The sequence below is a fragment of the Nocardia sp. NBC_01329 genome (assembly GCF_035956715.1).
In the GTDB taxonomy this organism is placed as follows: domain Bacteria; phylum Actinomycetota; class Actinomycetes; order Mycobacteriales; family Mycobacteriaceae; genus Nocardia.
This window is the reverse complement of the sequence record NZ_CP108381.1, coordinates 6166263-6183148: the sequence shown is the minus strand read 5'-3', so window position 1 is coordinate 6183148 and position 16886 is coordinate 6166263. Positions and strand designations below refer to the sequence as shown.

Sequence of the window (16886 nt, the reverse complement as noted above, 5' to 3'; positions counted from 1 at the left end):
CCTGAACACCAGGCGACCCGGTTGTGGTGTTAGCGTTGAGGGTTGTGACGTCAGGCGCAGCCGCGAACGACTCCGTCCCCGCTCCGACCGATCTTCCGATGCCGAAGATGCGGCCGAGCCGGGAAGTACCACTCGACTTCCCACGCGAGTGGCTCGAGTTCGTCGATCCCGCCGATGACGAACATCTGATCGCCGCGGATCTCACCTGGCTGACGTCGCATTGGACCTGCGTTTTCGGCACCCCCGCCTGCCAGGGCATCCTGGCCGAACAGCCCGATTCCGGCTGTTGCACACATGGCGCCTTCCTGTCCGACGACGACGATCGCAAGCGCCTCCGCAAAGCGGTGAAGTTGCTCACCGCCGAGGAATGGCAGTTGATGGACGAGGCCCGCAACGAGCACGGCAAGATCACCCGTAAGACCTATCTGGAGACCGACGAGCTGGACGGTGAATCCGCCGAACGCACCCGCCGGGTCGATGGTGCGTGCATTTTCCTGAACCGCCCGGATTTTCCGGGTGGCGCCGGGTGCGCGTTGCACATCATGGCCGCGCACCGGGGCGTGGAACCGCATACGGTCAAACCGGATGTGTGCTGGCAACTGCCGATCCGCCGCACCCAGGACTGGGTGGACCGGCCCGACGGCGTGCAGATCCTGCGGACCGTGATCACCGAATACGACCGGCGCGGGTGGGGTCCGGGCGGGATCGATCTGGACTGGTACTGCTCCGGGTCACCCGATGCCCATATCGGCGAGCGCCCGGTCTGGCAGTCCTACCGCTCCGAACTGATCGAGCTGATCGGAAAACCCGCTTACCAGGAACTCGAGCGGCAGTTGCAGTACCGGGCCGGTACCGGGGTCGGGGCGGAACATCCCGCGACCACCCGAGCGCTGCGTAAGGCCCGCGAGAACGAGCAGTCCGCACGACCCACTCGAGTAATCGGACTCGATCTGCGATAACGGGAGCACAGCATGACGCGGAGCCCCTGGACGCGATGGCCGGCCGGTACGGCGGCTCTGATATTCATCGGCCTCGCCTGCACCGCGACAGCCGGCAGTGTGGGCGCCGAACCCGCCGCCGACCCGCACCAGTTCTCCGATCGGACCGCCGCGTTCATCCCACTCGGTGATCCGAACGCGCTGGCGGCCCGCGACGCCGGGAGACATCTCGTGCTCAGCCCGCACGGCACCCACCGCAGTATCGTCTGCCGGGGCGACGGCGCAGCAGTGCCGTTCTACGACTGCGCCCAAGAGGACGGTCTCGGCTGGGCACCGCTGCACCGCACGGATACACCGGTCGGCGCGGTCTGGATCCACTTCCCCTGAGCCGGGGACGTTCAGGCTTCCAGCTTGTATCCCAGGCCCCGGACGGTCACCAGGTGCTCGGGCCGCGCCGGGTCGGCCTCGATCTTGGACCGCAACCGCTTCACGTGCACATCGAGGGTTTTGGTGTCGCCGACATAGTCAGCGCCCCACACCCGGTCGATGAGCTGACCGCGGGTGAGCACCCGACCCGAATTACGGAGCAGATACTCCAGCAGGTCGAATTCTTTCAGCGGCAGCGTCACCGGCTGACCGTTCACCAGCACCGTGTGCCGGTCCACGTCCATCCGTACCGGTCCGGCCTCCAGCACCCCGTTCTCGCTGCTGGAGTCCAGTTCGTCACCGGCGCCGCGGCGCAGTACGGCCCGGATCCGGGCAATCAGCTCCCGCGCCGAATACGGCTTGGTCACGTAGTCGTCGGCACCGAGTTCGAGCCCCACGACCTTGTCGATCTCACTGTCGCGCGCGGTCACCATGATGACCGGCACCCCGCTGCGGGTCCGCAGCTGTTTGCAGACATCGGTGCCGCTCATACCGGGCAGCATCAGGTCGAGCAGGACGATATCGGCGCCGGACCGGTCGAATTCGGCGAGCGCCGAGGGTCCGTCTCCGGCGACCGTGACCTCGAAACCTTCCTTGCGCAGGAGGAAGGCGAGCGGATCGGCCAGCGACTCCTCGTCCTCGACGATCAACACACTGGTCATCTGCGTGCCTCCACACCGTTCGTTCGGCCCGGGCCAGAGGGGCGCGGGCTGGTTTCTCTTTTGGTCAGCACAGGCGGGCCGGCGACGGCGGTGCCGTCTGCCTCCTGATGCGCGGGTATACGCAGGGTGAATGTCGAACCGGTGCCGAGTTTGCTCCACAGGGTGATCTCACCGTTGTGGTTGGCGGCCACATGTTTCACGATAGCCAGGCCGAGTCCGGTACCGCCGGTGGCGCGGGAGCGCGCCTTGTCGGAGCGGAAGAAGCGTTCGAATACCCGCTCCTGGTCGTCCTTGGCGATCCCGATCCCGCGGTCGGTCACGGCCATGGCCACGTAGGGGCCGCGCATCGATCTACTCACGGATACGTGCGAGCCCCGCGGTGAGTAGGCGATGGCGTTCTCGACCAGGTTCGACAGCGCGGTGATGAGCAGGGTTTCGTCGCCGAGTACCTCGAGCCCGCTGGGCCGGTCGGTGCTCACCGTGATCCCGGCGGCCTCGGCCGCAGTCCGGGACCGGTCCACAGCCTGGCTGACGACCGTGTCCACGTCCACGACCTCGAGTTCGGGGAGTTTCTCGGCCCCCTGTAGCCGCGACAGCGCGATCAGTTCGGTGACCATTTTCCCGAGTCGGCCGGCTTCGGCCAGCACCCGCTGACCGAAATGCCGGACGGCTTCCGGATCGTCGGCTGATTCGAGCAGCGCCTCGGCCAGCAGACTCATCGCCCCGACCGGTGTTTTCAGCTCGTGGCTCACATTTGCGACAAAATCGCGGCGAGTGGCTTCCATCCGGGCCTGTTCGGAATCGTCGTCGGCGAACAGCACGGTGAAGCTGGTCTCCTCCGGTGACAGCGGCCGGGCCAATCCACGCACCGCGATCCGGCCGCGCCCGGGTGTCGGTTTATCCGCCGTGAGATCGAACTCCGCCGTTTCGCCGGTCGCCAGAACTTTCTCCACCGCCCCCCAGGCCCGCTCTTCGAGCAGCCGGTTGCGGACCAGGCCGAGTTCCTCGGCGCGCGGGTTGACCAGGACGACATCGCGGTACTCGTCCACCACGGCGATACCGCTCTCCGAGGCCAGCACGATCAGGTCGAGAACCTGCGACATCGTCAGGCCGGAGTCGGCCTGTCGGCGCTGCGCCTGCCGCGCGTTCATATAGGGAATGACGAGTCCACCGACGGCCAGTCCGACAACAGCCGCCAGGACTGCCAGTAGTACGGCCTGGGGAACGCTCACATCAAGAATCGTACGGTCGACCACAGGTAAACAAACCGGGGGTCGGTGAAGTTTCGTGCAGGTCACGGGCGATTACTTCGGTGTTCGCCGGGCGTTTACTCATTGTTCGGCGGCGGACAGGTTTCGATCACCTCGGGCGTGTTCCGGGGCCGGAAACGCCGACGAACCCCATTGCGTCTGGGACACAACGGGGTTCGTGTCGCGCCCGGCCGCGGCCGTTCACCAGCCGGGGTCGCCCCGCACCGGCAGATTCACGTAACTCGGCCGGTTCGGATCGAGTTGTACGTGCTGCGGCTTCAGTCCGGTGTCGATGATCATCGGCAGCGGCGGGACGCCCTTGGGCGCGTTGCCCGCGTAGACATCCACGCGCAACCGGTGCCCCGGTTCCAGTTTCGCCTCGATGGCGGGGACCGCGATATCGAGCGTCGTCACCTCCCCGGGCACCGTGAGCCGCCGCTTCTCCAGCGCGGTGTAGGGCCGGGGGTCGGTGTAGTCGCCGTTGGCCGATCGGCTGCTGCGCGAATCGTCGATCTCCCGCAGGGAAGCCATCAACTGCCCCGACGACAGCACCCGGGACTGCCCGTCGGGCGCCACATCGTTGACCGTCACCGACCAGTAGCCGTCGGCCGCGTCCTGCACCGTCTCCAGGTGCACGGCCATCGGCCCGGAGACCTCCACGGCTTCGGTCACCGGCGCGCTGGTGAAGGTGAGCGCGTTGGTTTCCTGGATCCGGGAATCGGCGCCGCAGGCATTGATCACCGCGACCACTCCGGCCGTCGCCTGCCCCCCGTCGTTGGAACACAGTCCGGTCAGCCCCGGCGCGACGGTCACCCGGGCGGAGCTGTCGGCGACCGGCCCGAGCGAACCGTCGTGCACGCTGTGCCCGCCCGTTCCGCTGGGCGCCGCCGAGAGGTACATACGACGGTATTCGGCCGCTTGATCAGCCGGTGCGCTCTCGCCGAAGCCGGCCTTGGTCACCCAGCCCCCACCCTGCTGGCGCAGGGTCACCGGACCGTACTGATCGATACCGTTGTCGATGCCCTTCAACCATTTGTCGAACCAGGCGCGCTGCAACACGTCCAGACGCGGCGGCAATCCGGGTCTGCCGGATTCGCTACCGGAGTTGATGTGATAGGTATCGCCCATCAGCAACTGTTTCTGCCCCGGTGGCACCGGTATCGCGTTGTAGATCTGGGATTCGGAATAGGTGAACAGATCGTGCCAGCCACCGGTTACGAAGGTCGGGACGTCGATCTGTCCCGGATTGCCGAGCCAGGCCTGCCGATCCGGGCTGTCGCCCCGGATCATCTCCTGCAACCGCGGATCGAGATCTTCCACGCGCGGTGTGGTGTAAGCGTTCAGGAACACGTCGAGATAGGTGAACGGTGAGGACAACCGGTCGTTCAGCCACTGCTGATCGAAGGTGCCGTTCACCATCGACGCTACGTCCGGTACCCATTTGGTCGCGTTGATCAGCGACATCCACAACGGGATGAAGGCGAAGCCGAAACCGCCGCCGGGCATGAGCACGTCCTGCGCCAGATCGCTGCCGGGCACTACCGGGAAGAGGGCCTTCAGCGCGGGCGGATGCTGCTCGGCGGCCTGCAACTGGTTGATCCCGGAATACGACATGCCGGTCATCCCGACCTGCCCGTCCGCCCACTGCTGCCGGGACGCCCAGTCGATGACCTCGACGGTGTCGCGCTGTTCGCGCTGCCGCAACATATCCCAGACGCCCTGGGAGAAACCGGTCCCGCGCACATCCACCACAACCTGGACGTAGCCGCTCTTCACCAGCTGACGGTCGACCGCGAAATTGCGCAAGGCCCCACCGCCGAGTGCCTTGGTCAGATCGGTCAGACCGGACAGCGGAGTACCGGTCATATCGACATCACGGGCCAGCTGGGACATCGCGTCGGACAAGCCCGGAATGGATCCCATGTGGTCGACGAGGTTGGACACCAGTTTCGTATAGGGCGTCATATTGACGAGTACGGGCAGCCGGGTGTCGATCGGCCGGGACGCAGCGTCGGCGGGCCGGTACACATTGGCCTTCAGCACGGTGCCGTCGCTCATCGTGATCGGCACATCCCAGGTGATGTCGATACCGGGGTACTGCTGCGGGCCGTCGTGGGTGGCAGCCCATTGGGCCCCCGCCGCTCCCCCGTCGGGACCGGAGGCCACCGGCGCCGCCCCGGCGCTACCGCCGAGGAGCGGCACCAGCAGCACAGTGGCAGCCATCGCCACGCTGGCTCGTATCACAAACTTCATCGGTCGTGATCCATCTCTCGGACTGGTCGGACGTTCGAGAGCTTACACAGCGTTACCGGCGGGTAACGAGAATCGACCGGGTCGGCAACGGGCCTTTCCGAGAACGCGGGTGAATATCGTGTTCTCGCACAAGTGAAACCACCGATTCCGGTGATGGATTACAGAATCGCGACCTTTCCATCCGTGCCGCGCACCGGTACGAAAAAGCGCCGCAACCCATTCCGGGTCGCGGCGCTGTGGATCGGACTACTTACCGCCCTGACTCGCGACGGCGGCCGCCCCGGCGGCCGCGGCCTCCGGATCGAGATATTCCCGGGGACGCACCGGACGCAGCTCGTCGTCCAATTCGTAGCGCAGCGGAATTCCGGTCGGGATATTCAGTCCGGCGATATCGTCGTCGGAAATCCGGTCCAGATGTTTGACCAGGGCACGCAGCGAATTCCCGTGGGCAGCGACCAGCACTGTCCTACCGCCGCGCAGTTCCTGCGAGATGGTCGATTCCCAGTACGGGACCATCCGGTCGACCACGTCGAGCAGGCATTCCGTAGGCGGGACCTCGATATCGGCGTAGCGCGAATCGCCGGCCTGGCTGTACTCGTTGTCGAGTTCGATCGGGGGCGGCGGCGTGTCGTAGCTGCGCCGCCACAGCATGAACTGGTCTTCGCCGTACTCGTCACGGATCTGCGCCTTGTTCTTGCCCTGCAGCGCGCCGTAATGGCGTTCGTTGAGCCGCCAGTCCCGCACTACCGGAATCCAGTGCCGATCGGCGGCGTCCAGCGCGATATTCGCCGTCGAGATCGCGCGGCGCAGCAGGGACGTATAGACGATATCGGGCAGAATGCCGTGCTCGGCCAGCAGTTCACCGGCCCGTTTACCCTCGGCGACGCCCTTGTCGGTGAGATGCACATCCACCCAGCCGGTGAACAGGTTCAGGGCGTTCCATTCGCTCTCGCCGTGGCGCAGCAAAACGAGGGTGTTCGTCATGCGGCCATCCTGCCATGGCCCCATACCGGGTCCACGCACCCCGGGGCCCGCTCCCCACCGTCGGCTACGACACCGCGGGCAGACCTGCCGCGAGGATGGCCGCGCCGCACAGCGTCGCGCCCTCGGCGAGACCGGACCGCTCCACCCGGAGTTCACGGATGAAACCCAAGCCCGAATGCCGGGCAGCCGCCGCCCGCAGCGGTGCCCACAGCAGTTCTCCCGAGGCTGCGAAACCGCCGCCGACCACGACCGTATCCACATCGAGCAGCGCGGCCGCGGAGCCGATCGCAGTCCCCAGTGCGGTACCGGCCCGTTCGAGCGCGGCCACCGCGATCGCGTCACCGGCTCGGGCATCGGACGCGAGTTCCGCCCCGGTATCGCCGGTCCAGCCCTGTGTCCGCGCCCAGCGCGCCGACGACATCCCGCTCGCCACCGCTTCCAGACAACCGAAACCCCCGCACGCGCACGGCACATCCCATCCCGGCACGACGAGATGACCGATATGACCGGCGTTGCCGGTGCGTCCCATCGATACCCGGCCGTCGACCAGGATGCCGCCGCCGATTCCCGACGAGACGGTCATCGCCAGTCCGTTCCGCAGTCCGCGCAGCGCACCCGAATGGTGTTCGGCCAGCGCCAGACACGCACCGTCGAGGGCGAAACGCACTGTGGCGTGGGGGAACAGCGACCCGACGGCAGCGACGATCGCGAACCCGTCGCGCCACTGCGGAATATTGAGCGCCCGGGTGATCCCGGCCGGAACATCCACCGGCCCCGCCGATCCGATCCCGACCGCCGTCACCGGTGCCCCGGCAGCGACCTCACGCAGCAGTCCGCCGCATACCTCCCACACATCGTGGTCCGGAACCGGGACCCGATGCACCGCGCCCACCCGGCCCGCCTCGTCCACCAGCCCCGCGGCAAATTTCGTCGCCCCGATATCCAGTGCCAGAATCGCCACCGCGCCGCCTCCCGAAGATCCGATCTGCAGGCTTCGATTGTCATCCATGCACCACCGAGCTCCGCACTGTCGCACCGGCGCGCGCACTGATTCCGGTCGAGAAGCCCAGGGACCGATACCGCGACCTTGTCGATCCGGATCCGGGTGAGCACGCCGGGCGGTGCCGATCAGTGCTTAGTGTCGGATTCGACCAGATGCTCGAAGGCACGCAGGTTCTTCAAGGATTCACCGCGCGAGACCCGCCACTTCCATTCCTTGCGAATGGATTCGGCGAAGCCGAGTTCGAGCAGTGTGTTGAAATCCCCGTCCACCGCCTCGAGGATCTGCCCGAATATCCGGTCCAGTTCGTCGGCGGTCACCGCGTGGGTGGCGGCGCGGCCGACGAGATAGATATCGCCCAGTTTGTCGATCGTGTACGCGACACCGTAGAGGCGGCGATTACGCCGCAGCAGATACTTGTAAACCCCTTCGAAATTCTCGTCCGGTTTGCGGCAGACGAACGATTCGAAGCGCACCCCGTGCGCCCCGAGAGTCAGCATCACATTGGTCTTCAGTTTCCGCTCACCCGGCAGCACCGCGACGAACACATCGTCGCTGGGGTGGGTGTACTCGATCTCGCGGTCCCGCAGTGTTTCCTCGACGACCCGCGCGGTGGCCGATGTCTCGCTCATCTGCGCACTCCCGTCCGGCGCCGCCACAGCGCCCGCGATCTGGCCTGGCTCTCGCCGAGGATAGCCGGACCGCGACCGTAGCCGGTCAACGCGGCGGTATAGCTGTGCAGCAGCTTCTCGGCGGTGTGTGCCCAGGAGAAATCGGCCGCGTGCGTCACCGCCTGCGCGCCCAGCAGCCGCAACCGGTGCGAATCGTCGAGCAGATACTCCAGCGCGCCGGCCCAGTCCGGAGTGCGGTGCCCGGCGACCAGCAGCCCGCTGTGCTCGTGCCGGACCGCCGTCCCGAGCCCGCCGACGGCGGCCGCCAGTACCGGTGTCCCGCTCGCCTGAGCTTCCAGTGCGACGAGTCCGAAGGACTCGTTGTAGCTCGGTACCGCGACCAGATCGGCGGCCCGGTAGACCTGCACCAGCCGGGCGGGGGGCTGCGGCGGCAGGAAGGTGACGTGGTCGGCGATCCCGAGTTCGGCGGCCAGTTCGATCAGCGCGTCGGGCCGCTCCAGGCCGGTGCCCGACGGGCCGCCTACGATCAGCGCACGCAACGGACGCCCCGGTCGCCGACGCAGCGCCTCGGCGACCGCGCGCACCAGGACGTCGGGCGCTTTCAACGGCTGGATCCGGCCGACGAACGCGACGATCTCCTCGTGTGCCGCCAGCCCCAGCTCGGCGCGAGCCGCCGCCCGGTCACCCGGCCGGTACTGCGTGAGGTCCGCGCCCGGCGGCACGATATCGACCCGGTCGGGCATCGCGCCGTACAGATCCACCAGATCCCGCGCTTCCCGTGCGGTGTTGGCCGTGAGCCGATCGGCTTCGGCGATAACCTGTTTCTCGCCGATCTCGCGGCTCGCCGGTTCGGGGGAATCCCCCTCGGCGAGGGCGGCGTTCTTCACCGCTGCCAAGGTATGCCCGGTATGCACGAGCGGCACCCGCCAGCGGTCGCGGGCGAGCCAGCCCACCTGCCCGGACAGCCAGTAGTGCGAATGCACGAGATCGTAGTAACCGGGCAGATGCCGGGCCTCCTGGCGCAACACCTCGGCGGTGAACGGGCACAGCTGGGTCGGCAGGTCGTGCTTGTCCAGGCCTTCGAACGGCCCGGCCACCACACTGCGTACCAGCACCCCGGGCGCTGCCTCCTGCACCGGGGGCATATCCGAGGTGGTGGCCCGGGTGAAGATCTCGACCTCGATCCCCCGCTGGGCCAGCTGGAGCGCGGACTGGAGGACGTAGACGTTCATCCCGCCCGCATCACCGGTACCGGGTTGTGCCAGTGGTGAGGTGTGCACCGTCAGTACGGCGATACGGTTCGGCCGTCGGTCCGGGCGATGACTCACGATGTCCATATTGCACGGTGCAACGCACCGGCCCGGCCCCTCCTTCCCCGGTCGTGAAAGTGATCACACCTCGCCCATTCGGCAGGTTCGCCGGGCCCTGGCATGCAGCCACAGACCACGACCACAGATCCGGACAGATCGGGAAAAATGCTCGTCAAGGACAATCAGGACTTCCGACCGCACTCCGCGGCGAATGCCCGGACCTCACCCACGAAGCGGGCGGGATCCTCGATGAACAGCCCGTGCTGCGCGTCCGCCCAGACCGAGGCCCGGCCCAGCGGAGCGGTCTCGGCGATATAGCGGCCGTCGGCCACCGGCACCACCGGATCCGCCGAACCGTGCAGGACCAGCACCGGAACATCGAGGCCGCGCAGGGTCTCGGTGTTGTCCACCGAGCGGTAGAAGAGCGCCTTGCGCACGAACGGCGGGGTTGCCAGGCTCGCACCGAACAACCGCTGCGCGTCCGGCCCCTTGTCCTGCCCCGGCCCGGTGTTCGCGTTCCCGAACGCGGAGAAACCACGCACCGCCCGGCCCGCGCTCTGCTCGAACACCGCCGGGATCGCCTGCTGCATCGATTCCCCCACCTCGGCGCCCGGCACCCCCTTACCGATATTGGCCATCGCCCCGGTATAGATGACACCGGCCACCGCGCCCGTGCCGTACTCGGCGAGATAGTCGCTGATCACGATCCCGCCGTAGGACCACCCCAGCAGCAGCGCATCCGATTCGATCGACTCCGCGGCCAGCACCGCGGCGATATCGGCGGCCCAGTTCTTCGAGTCGTCGTAACCGGAATCGGGGGCGTCGGAATACCCATGACCGCGCAGGTCGACAGCCACCACCCGGAAATCGGCGGCGAGATCGTCGAACACCCGCCCCCAGCAGCGCAGATCCGCCGACCAGCCGTGCACCAGCACCAGCGGCCGCGCCTGCGCGGGCCCACCCGCCCGATAGACGATGCCGGTACCGTCCGCACTGCGCGCTTCCCGTATAGCCATGAGCGCATCATAGGATCGGGTCCATGAGCACACGCACCGCTGTTGTCACCGGGGCCAGCTCGGGTATCGGCGAAGCCACCGCCCGGGAACTCGCGAAACAGGGGTACCACGTGTACGTGGGCGCCCGCCGGATCGACCGGCTGCGGGCGCTGGCCGACGAGATCGGCGGGACCGCGCTCGAACTCGATGTCACCTCCGACGAATCGGTCCGGGCCTTCGCCGATGCCGTCGAGAGCGCGAACGTCCTGGTCAACAATGCCGGGGGCGCCAAGGGCTTGGCCACGGTGGCCGACGCCGATCTCGACGACTGGCGCTGGATGTGGGAAACCAATGTGCTCGGCACCCTGCGGACGACCAAGGCGCTGCTCCCGAAACTCATCGCCTCGGGCGACGGCCTCATCGTCACCATCACCTCCGTCGCCGCCTTCCACGCCTACGACAACGGCTCGGGTTACACCTCCGCCAAACATGCCCAAGCCGTCCTGCACCGAACTCTGCGGGGTGAACTGCTCGGGCAACCGGTCCGGCTCACCGAGATAGCTCCCGGTGCGGTGGAGACCGAGTTCTCCCTGGTCCGCTTCGAGGGCGACGCCGACCGCGCGGCCGCTGTCTACCAGGGCATCGACCCGCTGGTCGCCCAGGACATCGCCGAGATCGTGGGCTTCGTGGCAAACCGCCCCCCGCATGTCAACCTCGACCAGATCATCGTCAAACCCCGCGATCAGGCCGGCCCGGGCCGCTTCGCCCGCCGCGGCTGATCCCGGCCGGGCCAACCGCGGTCGACACACTGTTGCGCGTGACCACCGGCGAGGGTCCTTTCCTACTGATCGTGGAAGCACAGACCTCGGTGAACTGACCGAACTCGGCCTCGGCAATACCCCGGCCGCAGAAACCTGGAGACGACTGATGACCGTGGACCTTTCCTTCTTCCGTTCCCCCACCGCCGAGCGCCTTCGCTCCGAGGGGCGCACCGAAGGACGCACCGAGGGACGCACCGAAGGTATCGCCGGAAGCGTCCTGCGCGTATTGGCGCGGCGCGGCGTCGAGGTGGATGCAGAGGCCGAACAGCGCATCCGGACCTGCACCGAAATCGAAACCCTCCAGGGCTGGCTCGACAGGGCGGTTGTGGTCGATTCCGTGGCGGAGCTTTTCGGCTGATAGGCCGATACCGCTAAAGCTCCACGCCGACCGTGACCGGTTCCGGTACCAGCACGACCCCGAATCGCTCCGCCACACCGTCACGCACCGTCCGGGCCAGCGCGACGATATCGGCGGTGGTGGCGTCGCCGCGGTTGGTGAGGGCGAGCGTGTGTTTGGTGGACAGCCGGGCGGGCGCGTCCGGGCCCGGGAATCCCTTGGCGAAACCGGCGCGTTCGATCAGCCAGCCCGCGGAGAATTTCACCCCGCCGACCCCCGGGTAGGTGGGGATCGCTACATCGCCGAGCCGGTCGCGGACAGCGGCCCGGACCCGATCCACCTCGTCGTCGGGGACCACCGGGTTGGTGAAGAACGACCCGGCGCTCCAGGTGTCGTGGTCGGCGGGATCGAGCACCATCCCTTTGCCCGCTCGCAGGCCGAGCACGGTTTCCCGGACAGCGGCCGCCGGACGGGTGCCTCCCTCGGCCGCGTCCAGACGACGGGCGAGTTCCCCGTAGCGCAGTGGTGCACTCGTACCGTCGGGGTGCAGCGCGAATTCCACCGCCAGGACCACTGCCTCGTCGCGGTGTTTGAGCCGGCTGGTCCGGTAGCCGAAGGCGAGTTCGCCGGGACTCACCCAGTCGACCGTGCCGGTTGTCCGGTCCAGCAGCCGTACCCGGCGCAGGAGATCCGCGACCTCGACACCGTAGGCGCCGACGTTCTGTACCGGTGTCGCCCCCGCCGACCCGGGGATCCCGGACAGGCATTCCAGTCCACCGAACCCCGCCCGCACACTCTTCGCGACCACACCGTCCCAGTTCGCGCCCGCTTCCGCGGTGACGCTGTCAGCGCCGAACTCGACCACGTCGGTGGCTACCCGTACCACCACCGATTCCACATCGTCGTCGGCGACCAACAGGTTCGAGCCCCCGGCGACCAGCAGCACCGGCACCGCGGCGGCATCCAGCGCCCGCACGGTCGCCACCAGCGCTTCGGTGGTGGCGCAATCGGCGACGGTGGCCCGGCCGCCGACGCGCAGCGTGGTCAGGTCTGCCAGCGGGACCGCGGACCGCACGACCGCGCCCGTTCCGGCCAGCAGCTGCCGCAGTTCGTCCGCGGGGACAGCCCGAGAAGTTCGCACGACCAGACGGTAGCGTGTCCGGTCATGGCTACAGCGCTTGCGTATACGGCTCACTACTCTCATTCGGTCGCCGCGGTACGCGAGGCACTCTGCACCGAGCAGTACTGGCAGGACCGGATCGCCGCGGTGGGCGGGCCCGAAGCCCGCTTCGTCTCGCTGGACGTCGAGGGCGAGCAGGTGCGGGTCGAGGTCGTGCAGTCCATCCCCGCCGATCTGCTGCCGCCCGCCATCACCGCTGTGCGTCCCGGCGACCTGATCATTCCGCGCACCGAACTGTGGACGGGCGCCACCGGTAGCTTCGAGGCGCGGGTCGAAGGGGCACCCGCGGAGGTCCGCGGTTCCATCACCGCCACCGACGAGCCCACCGGCGCGGTCGCCGAGATCTCCGGCACGATCGAGGTGAAGGTCCCGCTGTTCGGCCGCAAGATCGAGGAGGCCATCGGCGAACGTCTCACCGAGCTGCTGGCCGAGGAGACCGAGTTCACCAACACCTGGATCGCCGAACAGCGGTAGTGCCCGGCGACCGCGGGTTCGGCGGCTGGAGCCCGCCCGGCCTCCCTCGGCTCGGGCCGGTCCGGACGGTAACCTACCGCCCATGGCTCGCCGACTGGACTACTCCGCCCGCTACCCGCTGCACACCACCAAAGAGCTGTACGCGGCGCTGACCGACCGGGACTATTGGGAGGCCCGGATGGTCGAGATGCGGAAGTACTCGCCGAACGAGGTCGTCAGCCTGGACGTGAGCGAGCACGGTCTCGAAGTGGTCCTGCACCACATCCTGCCGCGGGAGATGCTGCCCGAGGTCGCGCAGTCGGTGATGCGCAAGGATATGGTCATCACCCGCAAGGAGAGCTTCGGGCCGTTCGGACCGGAGGTCGAGGGCAAATATTCGGCGTCGATACCCGCCGGGCCCGGCAGCCTGGCCGGTACGACACGTCTGTTCCCGACCGAGACCGGTTGCACTATGCGGATGTCCTCGGAAGCCAAAGTGTTCATCCCGATGATGGGTCCGCGGCTGGAGCAGCTCATGCTGGTGAATCTGGTGGATCTGTTCCGCGCCGAGGCCGAAGTGACCCAGAAATGGCTGGACGAGCAAAAACCGGGCGGCTGAGTGTTCCGCTCGGCACCGTCACCCGCGGCACCACCGGAACCAACCGGCTCCGCCGCAGTGACCGGCAGCTGATCGGAGATCCACGGATCTCCGAAGTGCTGCGCCGGGCCAGCGATCCGCTGGTGGTGGATCTCGGTTACGGTGGTCGGCCGTGGACGACGCTCGAGTTGGCCACCCGGTTGCGCCGCGTGCGCCGGGATGTGCGGGTGGTGGGGTTGGAGATCGACCCGGCGCGGGTGGTGCCCGCTCGTGACGGCGTGTTCTTCGCCCGCGGTGGTTTCGAATTGGCGGGTATGCGTCCGGTGCTGGTCCGCGCGTTCAATGTGCTGCGGCAATATCCGGAATCGGCGGTGCCCGGGGCGTGGTCGGCGATTCTTTCCGGGCTGGCGCCCGGCGGGCTGCTGATCGAGGGCACCTGTGACGAGCTGGGCCGCCGGTGCGCCTGGGTGGTTCTGGACGGTTCGGGCCCGCGCACACTGACTCTCGCATGGGATCCGTTCACCGTCGCGCGGCCGTCCGATCTTGCCGAACGTCTCCCGAAGGCACTGATCCACCGCAATGTGCCGGGTGAACGGGTGCACGCTCTGCTCGCCGCGGCCGACCGGGCCTGGTCGCATACCGCGCCGCTGGCCGTTTTCGGGCCGCGCGTGCGCTGGCGTGCGGCGGCGGACATCCTGCGGGAAGAGGGATTTCCGGTACACGATTACCGGCGACGACTTCGGGACAATGTCCTGAGCGTTCCGTGGTCGACGGTCGCTCCCGCCGGACAGGCGGAATAATAATCGTGATCTAAATCACAAATCATTGGGCCCAACCGCCGCTGACGTCGGAACCTTCACCATCAGCCCACAACCGGGCCACAGAGCCGGCACAGAATCATCGTGAACAATCTCGAGTATGCCCACCAAGTCCCTGTCTGCCCCGAAGGCCAGTCGCCGGACCGTCGTGATCGTCCTGGTCACCGTGATCGTGCTCGTGGTGGCCGCGCTGATCGGCGGCGAAGCGTATGCGCGGCACAGAATCGCGAGCTGTATCAGTTCGCAGTTCGAGAAAGAGATGGGATCGCAGATCGACGTCGGCTTCGGCGCGAAACCGCTACTCCTCACCTGGGTGGACGGCAAGGTCTCACGGATGGATGTCGACAGTAAGGGCGACGAATTCGGCCCGGCTGTCGATATGCAGGTCCACGCCCAGTTCCACGATATCGAGATGGCCGAGGGGAGCAACAGTGGCAGCTCGGTCGGGAGTTCGAACGCCGACGTCACCTGGAGCAACTCCGGTATCTCCCAGACGTTGCAGGGCCTGGTCAGCGATGTGCAGTCCGATCCCGATACCGGGCAGCTCACGATGAAGGTGCTGGGTGGTTTCGGAGCCATGCAACTCACCCCGCAGATACAGGACGGGAAAGTCGATATCGCGGTGTCCCAAGCGCAGTTCCTGGGCATCGGGGTGCCCGATGAGCTGGTCCAGGGTGTGGTGGATTTGATGACCGAGAGCTTGCAGACCTACCCGATGGGCCTGGAGCCGAGCGCGTTGCGAGTCACCGGCAGCGGCATCGAGGTGGACCTGCGGGGCGGCCCGACCGAACTGCCGGCCGCCCAGGGCGATGCGACCTGCTGAGTCCCGCCGGCGATCAGGCGGGGAAACCCTCGAGCACCGCCCGGGACCGGGACAGCCCGAGCCGGGTGGCGCCCGCGGCGATCAGCTCCGCGGCCGCGGCCGCGGTCCGGATTCCACCGCTGGCCTTGATCCCCAATCGCCCGCCGACGGTTTCGGCCATCAGCCGGACCGCACGCACATCGGCGCCTCCGGCGGGATGGAATCCGGTGGAGGTCTTCACGAAATCGGCGCCCGCGCGTTCGGCGGTCCGGCACACCTCGACAATCGCTTCGTCGGTCAGCGCGGCGGATTCGATGATCACCTTCAGCAGCGCCCGCTCCGAAATAGCCTCGCGCACCACGATGATATCGGCGAGAACCGCCGCGAAATCGCCCGAGACCGCCGCGCCGAGATCGATCACCATATCGACCTCGGCCGCACCCTGCTCCACCGCGAGCCGCGCTTCGGCGCCCTTGACCAGCGAATGATGTTTCCCGGAGGGAAATCCCGCAACGGTCGCCACCACCAGCCCCGGAGCTCGTACGGGCAGTACGGCCGGCGAAACGCATACCGCGTATACGCCGAGTTCCCGGGCCTCGGCCACGGCGGCGGTAACATCCGCGCTGGTCGCCTCCGGGGCGAGCAGCGTGTGGTCGATCATTGCGGCCACCTCGGGCCTGGTCAGCGATATGGAATCGGCCATAGGACGAAAGTCTGGCACATCCGCGGCGAATTCCGTTGCGCGCCTCGAACTCCTCGCGCACACTCGTATCGCCTTCCGACGAGAGGACGATGTTGCTGATCCGCCGCGAACGAGCCGTCGACACCGACGCGGTAGCAGCCGTGCACCGAAGCGCCTTCGCCCCGCATTACGCGACGGACGGCCCCGCGGCCGCCGACGGCCCGGTGGAGGCGCCGCCGGAGGTCGAACTGCTGGCCCGGCTGCGCACCGATCCCGGCTGGATTCCCACGCTGTCCATGGTCGCGGTGGACCGCGAGACCGTCGTCGGACATGTCTGCGTCACCCGGGCCACCGTGGGCCCGTTTCCCGTTCTGGCGCTCGGGCCCATCGGGGTGCTTCCGGAGGGGCAGCGCGGCGGAGTGGGTTCGGCGCTGATGCACGCCGCGCTCGGCGCCGCCGATGCGCTGGACGAACCGCTTGTCGGCCTGCTCGGCAGTCTCGAGTACTACCCCAGGTTCGGTTTCCAGCCGGGCGAGCGGCTGGGCGTTGTCCCCGATCGCCCCGAATGGGCGAGCCATTTTCAGATCAGGCCGTTGAGCGCCTACGACTCCCGGATCATCGGCGAATTCCGTTACGCCGGACCCTTCTACGAACTGTGACAACGCTGCCGATCCACGCCGGTGTGGGTCCTGCGCTCCCCGCCGGCCGCGAGGGCGGAGTCGCGCTGACCGGCCGGCACCCTTAC

19 protein-coding genes are annotated in these 16886 nt (G+C 67.6%); 9 read left to right on the top strand and 10 right to left on the bottom strand.

The features are described from left to right. The first annotated feature begins 107 nt into the window (after window positions 1-107). Window positions 108-959, top strand: a complete 852-nt coding sequence (locus OG405_RS28160; protein ID WP_327152561.1) for a hypothetical protein — start codon at window positions 108-110, stop codon at window positions 957-959. A gap of 12 nt (window positions 960-971) precedes the next feature. Continuing rightward, a complete protein-coding gene (locus tag OG405_RS28155) occupies window positions 972-1325 on the top strand; it encodes a hypothetical protein (protein ID WP_327149427.1) in 354 nt (117 codons plus the stop codon). Between the two features lie 11 nt (window positions 1326-1336). Here OG405_RS28155 and OG405_RS28150 read toward each other — a convergent pair whose 3' ends face one another. The 8 genes from OG405_RS28150 to OG405_RS28115 form a co-directional block, all read right to left on the bottom strand. After that, on the bottom strand, window positions 1337-2026 hold the full coding sequence (locus OG405_RS28150; RefSeq protein WP_327149426.1) for a response regulator transcription factor: 690 nt from the start codon (window positions 2024-2026) through the stop codon (window positions 1337-1339). After that, entirely contained in the window at window positions 2023-3258 is a 1236-nt protein-coding gene (locus OG405_RS28145) for a sensor histidine kinase (RefSeq protein WP_327149425.1), read from the bottom strand. Before OG405_RS28145 ends, OG405_RS28150 begins: the two co-directional genes overlap by 4 nt. Before the next feature lie 219 nt (window positions 3259-3477). Further along, entirely contained in the window at window positions 3478-5529 is a 2052-nt protein-coding gene (locus tag OG405_RS28140) for a CocE/NonD family hydrolase (RefSeq protein WP_327149424.1), read from the bottom strand. Window positions 5530-5775: 246 nt separating this feature from the next. Beyond that, a complete protein-coding gene (locus OG405_RS28135; RefSeq protein ID WP_327149423.1) occupies window positions 5776-6513 on the bottom strand; it encodes a phosphoglyceromutase in 738 nt (245 codons plus the stop codon). Window positions 6514-6577: 64 nt separating this feature from the next. Continuing rightward, entirely contained in the window at window positions 6578-7522 is a 945-nt protein-coding gene (locus OG405_RS28130) for an ROK family protein (RefSeq protein ID WP_442790627.1), read from the bottom strand. Between the two features lie 119 nt (window positions 7523-7641). Beyond that, on the bottom strand, window positions 7642-8145 hold the full coding sequence (locus tag OG405_RS28125) for a YbjN domain-containing protein (protein WP_327149422.1): 504 nt from the start codon (window positions 8143-8145) through the stop codon (window positions 7642-7644). Further along, window positions 8142-9482: a D-inositol-3-phosphate glycosyltransferase gene (gene mshA / locus OG405_RS28120; RefSeq protein ID WP_327149421.1), complete on the bottom strand. Its 1341-nt coding sequence runs from the start codon at window positions 9480-9482 to the stop codon at window positions 8142-8144. Before mshA ends, OG405_RS28125 begins: the two co-directional genes overlap by 4 nt. A 155-nt stretch (window positions 9483-9637) precedes the next feature. After that, window positions 9638-10471, bottom strand: a complete 834-nt coding sequence (locus tag OG405_RS28115) for an alpha/beta fold hydrolase (RefSeq protein WP_327149420.1) — start codon at window positions 10469-10471, stop codon at window positions 9638-9640. A gap of 23 nt (window positions 10472-10494) precedes the next feature. On the opposite strand from OG405_RS28115, the gene OG405_RS28110 reads away from it, so the two are divergent. Further along, entirely contained in the window at window positions 10495-11229 is a 735-nt protein-coding gene (locus OG405_RS28110; protein WP_327149419.1) for an SDR family NAD(P)-dependent oxidoreductase, read from the top strand. Window positions 11230-11377: 148 nt separating this feature from the next. Then, window positions 11378-11629: a hypothetical protein gene (locus OG405_RS28105; RefSeq protein WP_327149418.1), complete on the top strand. Its 252-nt coding sequence runs from the start codon at window positions 11378-11380 to the stop codon at window positions 11627-11629. Between the two features lie 13 nt (window positions 11630-11642). Here the strand turns inward: OG405_RS28105 and OG405_RS28100 are convergent, their stop codons facing one another. Beyond that, entirely contained in the window at window positions 11643-12716 is a 1074-nt protein-coding gene (locus tag OG405_RS28100; RefSeq protein ID WP_442790802.1) for a UDP-N-acetylmuramate dehydrogenase, read from the bottom strand. Between the two features lie 57 nt (window positions 12717-12773). Between OG405_RS28100 and OG405_RS28095 the strand changes: the two genes are divergently transcribed. The 4 genes from OG405_RS28095 (at window position 12774) to OG405_RS28080 (ending at window position 15480) form a co-directional block, all read left to right on the top strand. Then, on the top strand, window positions 12774-13262 hold the full coding sequence (locus OG405_RS28095) for a DUF2505 domain-containing protein (protein ID WP_327149417.1): 489 nt from the start codon (window positions 12774-12776) through the stop codon (window positions 13260-13262). An 82-nt stretch (window positions 13263-13344) separates the two neighbouring features. Then, complete coding sequence (locus OG405_RS28090; RefSeq protein WP_327149416.1) at window positions 13345-13860, top strand: DUF2505 domain-containing protein; 516 nt, start codon at window positions 13345-13347, stop codon at window positions 13858-13860. Further along, the gene (locus tag OG405_RS28085; protein WP_327149415.1) at window positions 13830-14639 is read left to right on the top strand and encodes a class I SAM-dependent methyltransferase; all 810 of its coding nucleotides are present in this window, start codon (window positions 13830-13832) and stop codon (window positions 14637-14639) included. The genes OG405_RS28090 and OG405_RS28085 overlap by 31 nt, the downstream gene beginning before the upstream one ends. 118 nt (window positions 14640-14757) lie before the next feature. After that, on the top strand, window positions 14758-15480 hold the full coding sequence (locus tag OG405_RS28080; protein WP_327149414.1) for an LmeA family phospholipid-binding protein: 723 nt from the start codon (window positions 14758-14760) through the stop codon (window positions 15478-15480). A 13-nt stretch (window positions 15481-15493) separates the two neighbouring features. Here the strand turns inward: OG405_RS28080 and deoC are convergent, their stop codons facing one another. Continuing rightward, complete coding sequence (deoC, locus tag OG405_RS28075) at window positions 15494-16162, bottom strand: deoxyribose-phosphate aldolase (protein ID WP_327149413.1); 669 nt, start codon at window positions 16160-16162, stop codon at window positions 15494-15496. Between the two features lie 92 nt (window positions 16163-16254). On the opposite strand from deoC, the gene OG405_RS28070 reads away from it, so the two are divergent. After that, the gene (locus tag OG405_RS28070) at window positions 16255-16800 is read left to right on the top strand and encodes a GNAT family N-acetyltransferase (protein ID WP_327152558.1); all 546 of its coding nucleotides are present in this window, start codon (window positions 16255-16257) and stop codon (window positions 16798-16800) included. The last annotated feature ends 86 nt before the right edge of the window (window positions 16801-16886 follow it).

Bases quoted from the DNA above. Each gene is read 5' to 3' on its own strand.
- OG405_RS28090 (WP_327149416.1), top strand. From the start codon at position 13,345: ATGGCTCGCCGACTGGACTACTCCGCCCGCTACCCGCTGCACACCACC.
- deoC (WP_327149413.1), bottom strand. From the start codon at position 16,162: ATGGCCGATTCCATATCGCTGACCAGGCCCGAGGTGGCCGCAATGATC.
- OG405_RS28140 (WP_327149424.1), bottom strand. From the start codon at position 5,529: ATGAAGTTTGTGATACGAGCCAGCGTGGCGATGGCTGCCACTGTGCTG.
- OG405_RS28110 (WP_327149419.1), top strand. From the start codon at position 10,495: ATGAGCACACGCACCGCTGTTGTCACCGGGGCCAGCTCGGGTATCGGC.
- OG405_RS28155 (WP_327149427.1), top strand. From the start codon at position 972: ATGACGCGGAGCCCCTGGACGCGATGGCCGGCCGGTACGGCGGCTCTG.
- OG405_RS28160 (WP_327152561.1), top strand. From the start codon at position 108: ATGCGGCCGAGCCGGGAAGTACCACTCGACTTCCCACGCGAGTGGCTC.
- OG405_RS28135 (WP_327149423.1), bottom strand. From the start codon at position 6,513: ATGACGAACACCCTCGTTTTGCTGCGCCACGGCGAGAGCGAATGGAAC.
- mshA (WP_327149421.1), bottom strand. From the start codon at position 9,482: ATGGACATCGTGAGTCATCGCCCGGACCGACGGCCGAACCGTATCGCC.
- OG405_RS28085 (WP_327149415.1), top strand. From the start codon at position 13,830: ATGGCTGGACGAGCAAAAACCGGGCGGCTGAGTGTTCCGCTCGGCACC.
- OG405_RS28105 (WP_327149418.1), top strand. From the start codon at position 11,378: ATGACCGTGGACCTTTCCTTCTTCCGTTCCCCCACCGCCGAGCGCCTT.
- OG405_RS28095 (WP_327149417.1), top strand. From the start codon at position 12,774: ATGGCTACAGCGCTTGCGTATACGGCTCACTACTCTCATTCGGTCGCC.
- OG405_RS28150 (WP_327149426.1), bottom strand. From the start codon at position 2,026: ATGACCAGTGTGTTGATCGTCGAGGACGAGGAGTCGCTGGCCGATCCG.
- OG405_RS28080 (WP_327149414.1), top strand. From the start codon at position 14,758: ATGCCCACCAAGTCCCTGTCTGCCCCGAAGGCCAGTCGCCGGACCGTC.
- OG405_RS28130 (WP_442790627.1), bottom strand. From the start codon at position 7,522: ATGGATGACAATCGAAGCCTGCAGATCGGATCTTCGGGAGGCGGCGCG.
- OG405_RS28115 (WP_327149420.1), bottom strand. From the start codon at position 10,471: ATGGCTATACGGGAAGCGCGCAGTGCGGACGGTACCGGCATCGTCTAT.
- OG405_RS28125 (WP_327149422.1), bottom strand. From the start codon at position 8,145: ATGAGCGAGACATCGGCCACCGCGCGGGTCGTCGAGGAAACACTGCGG.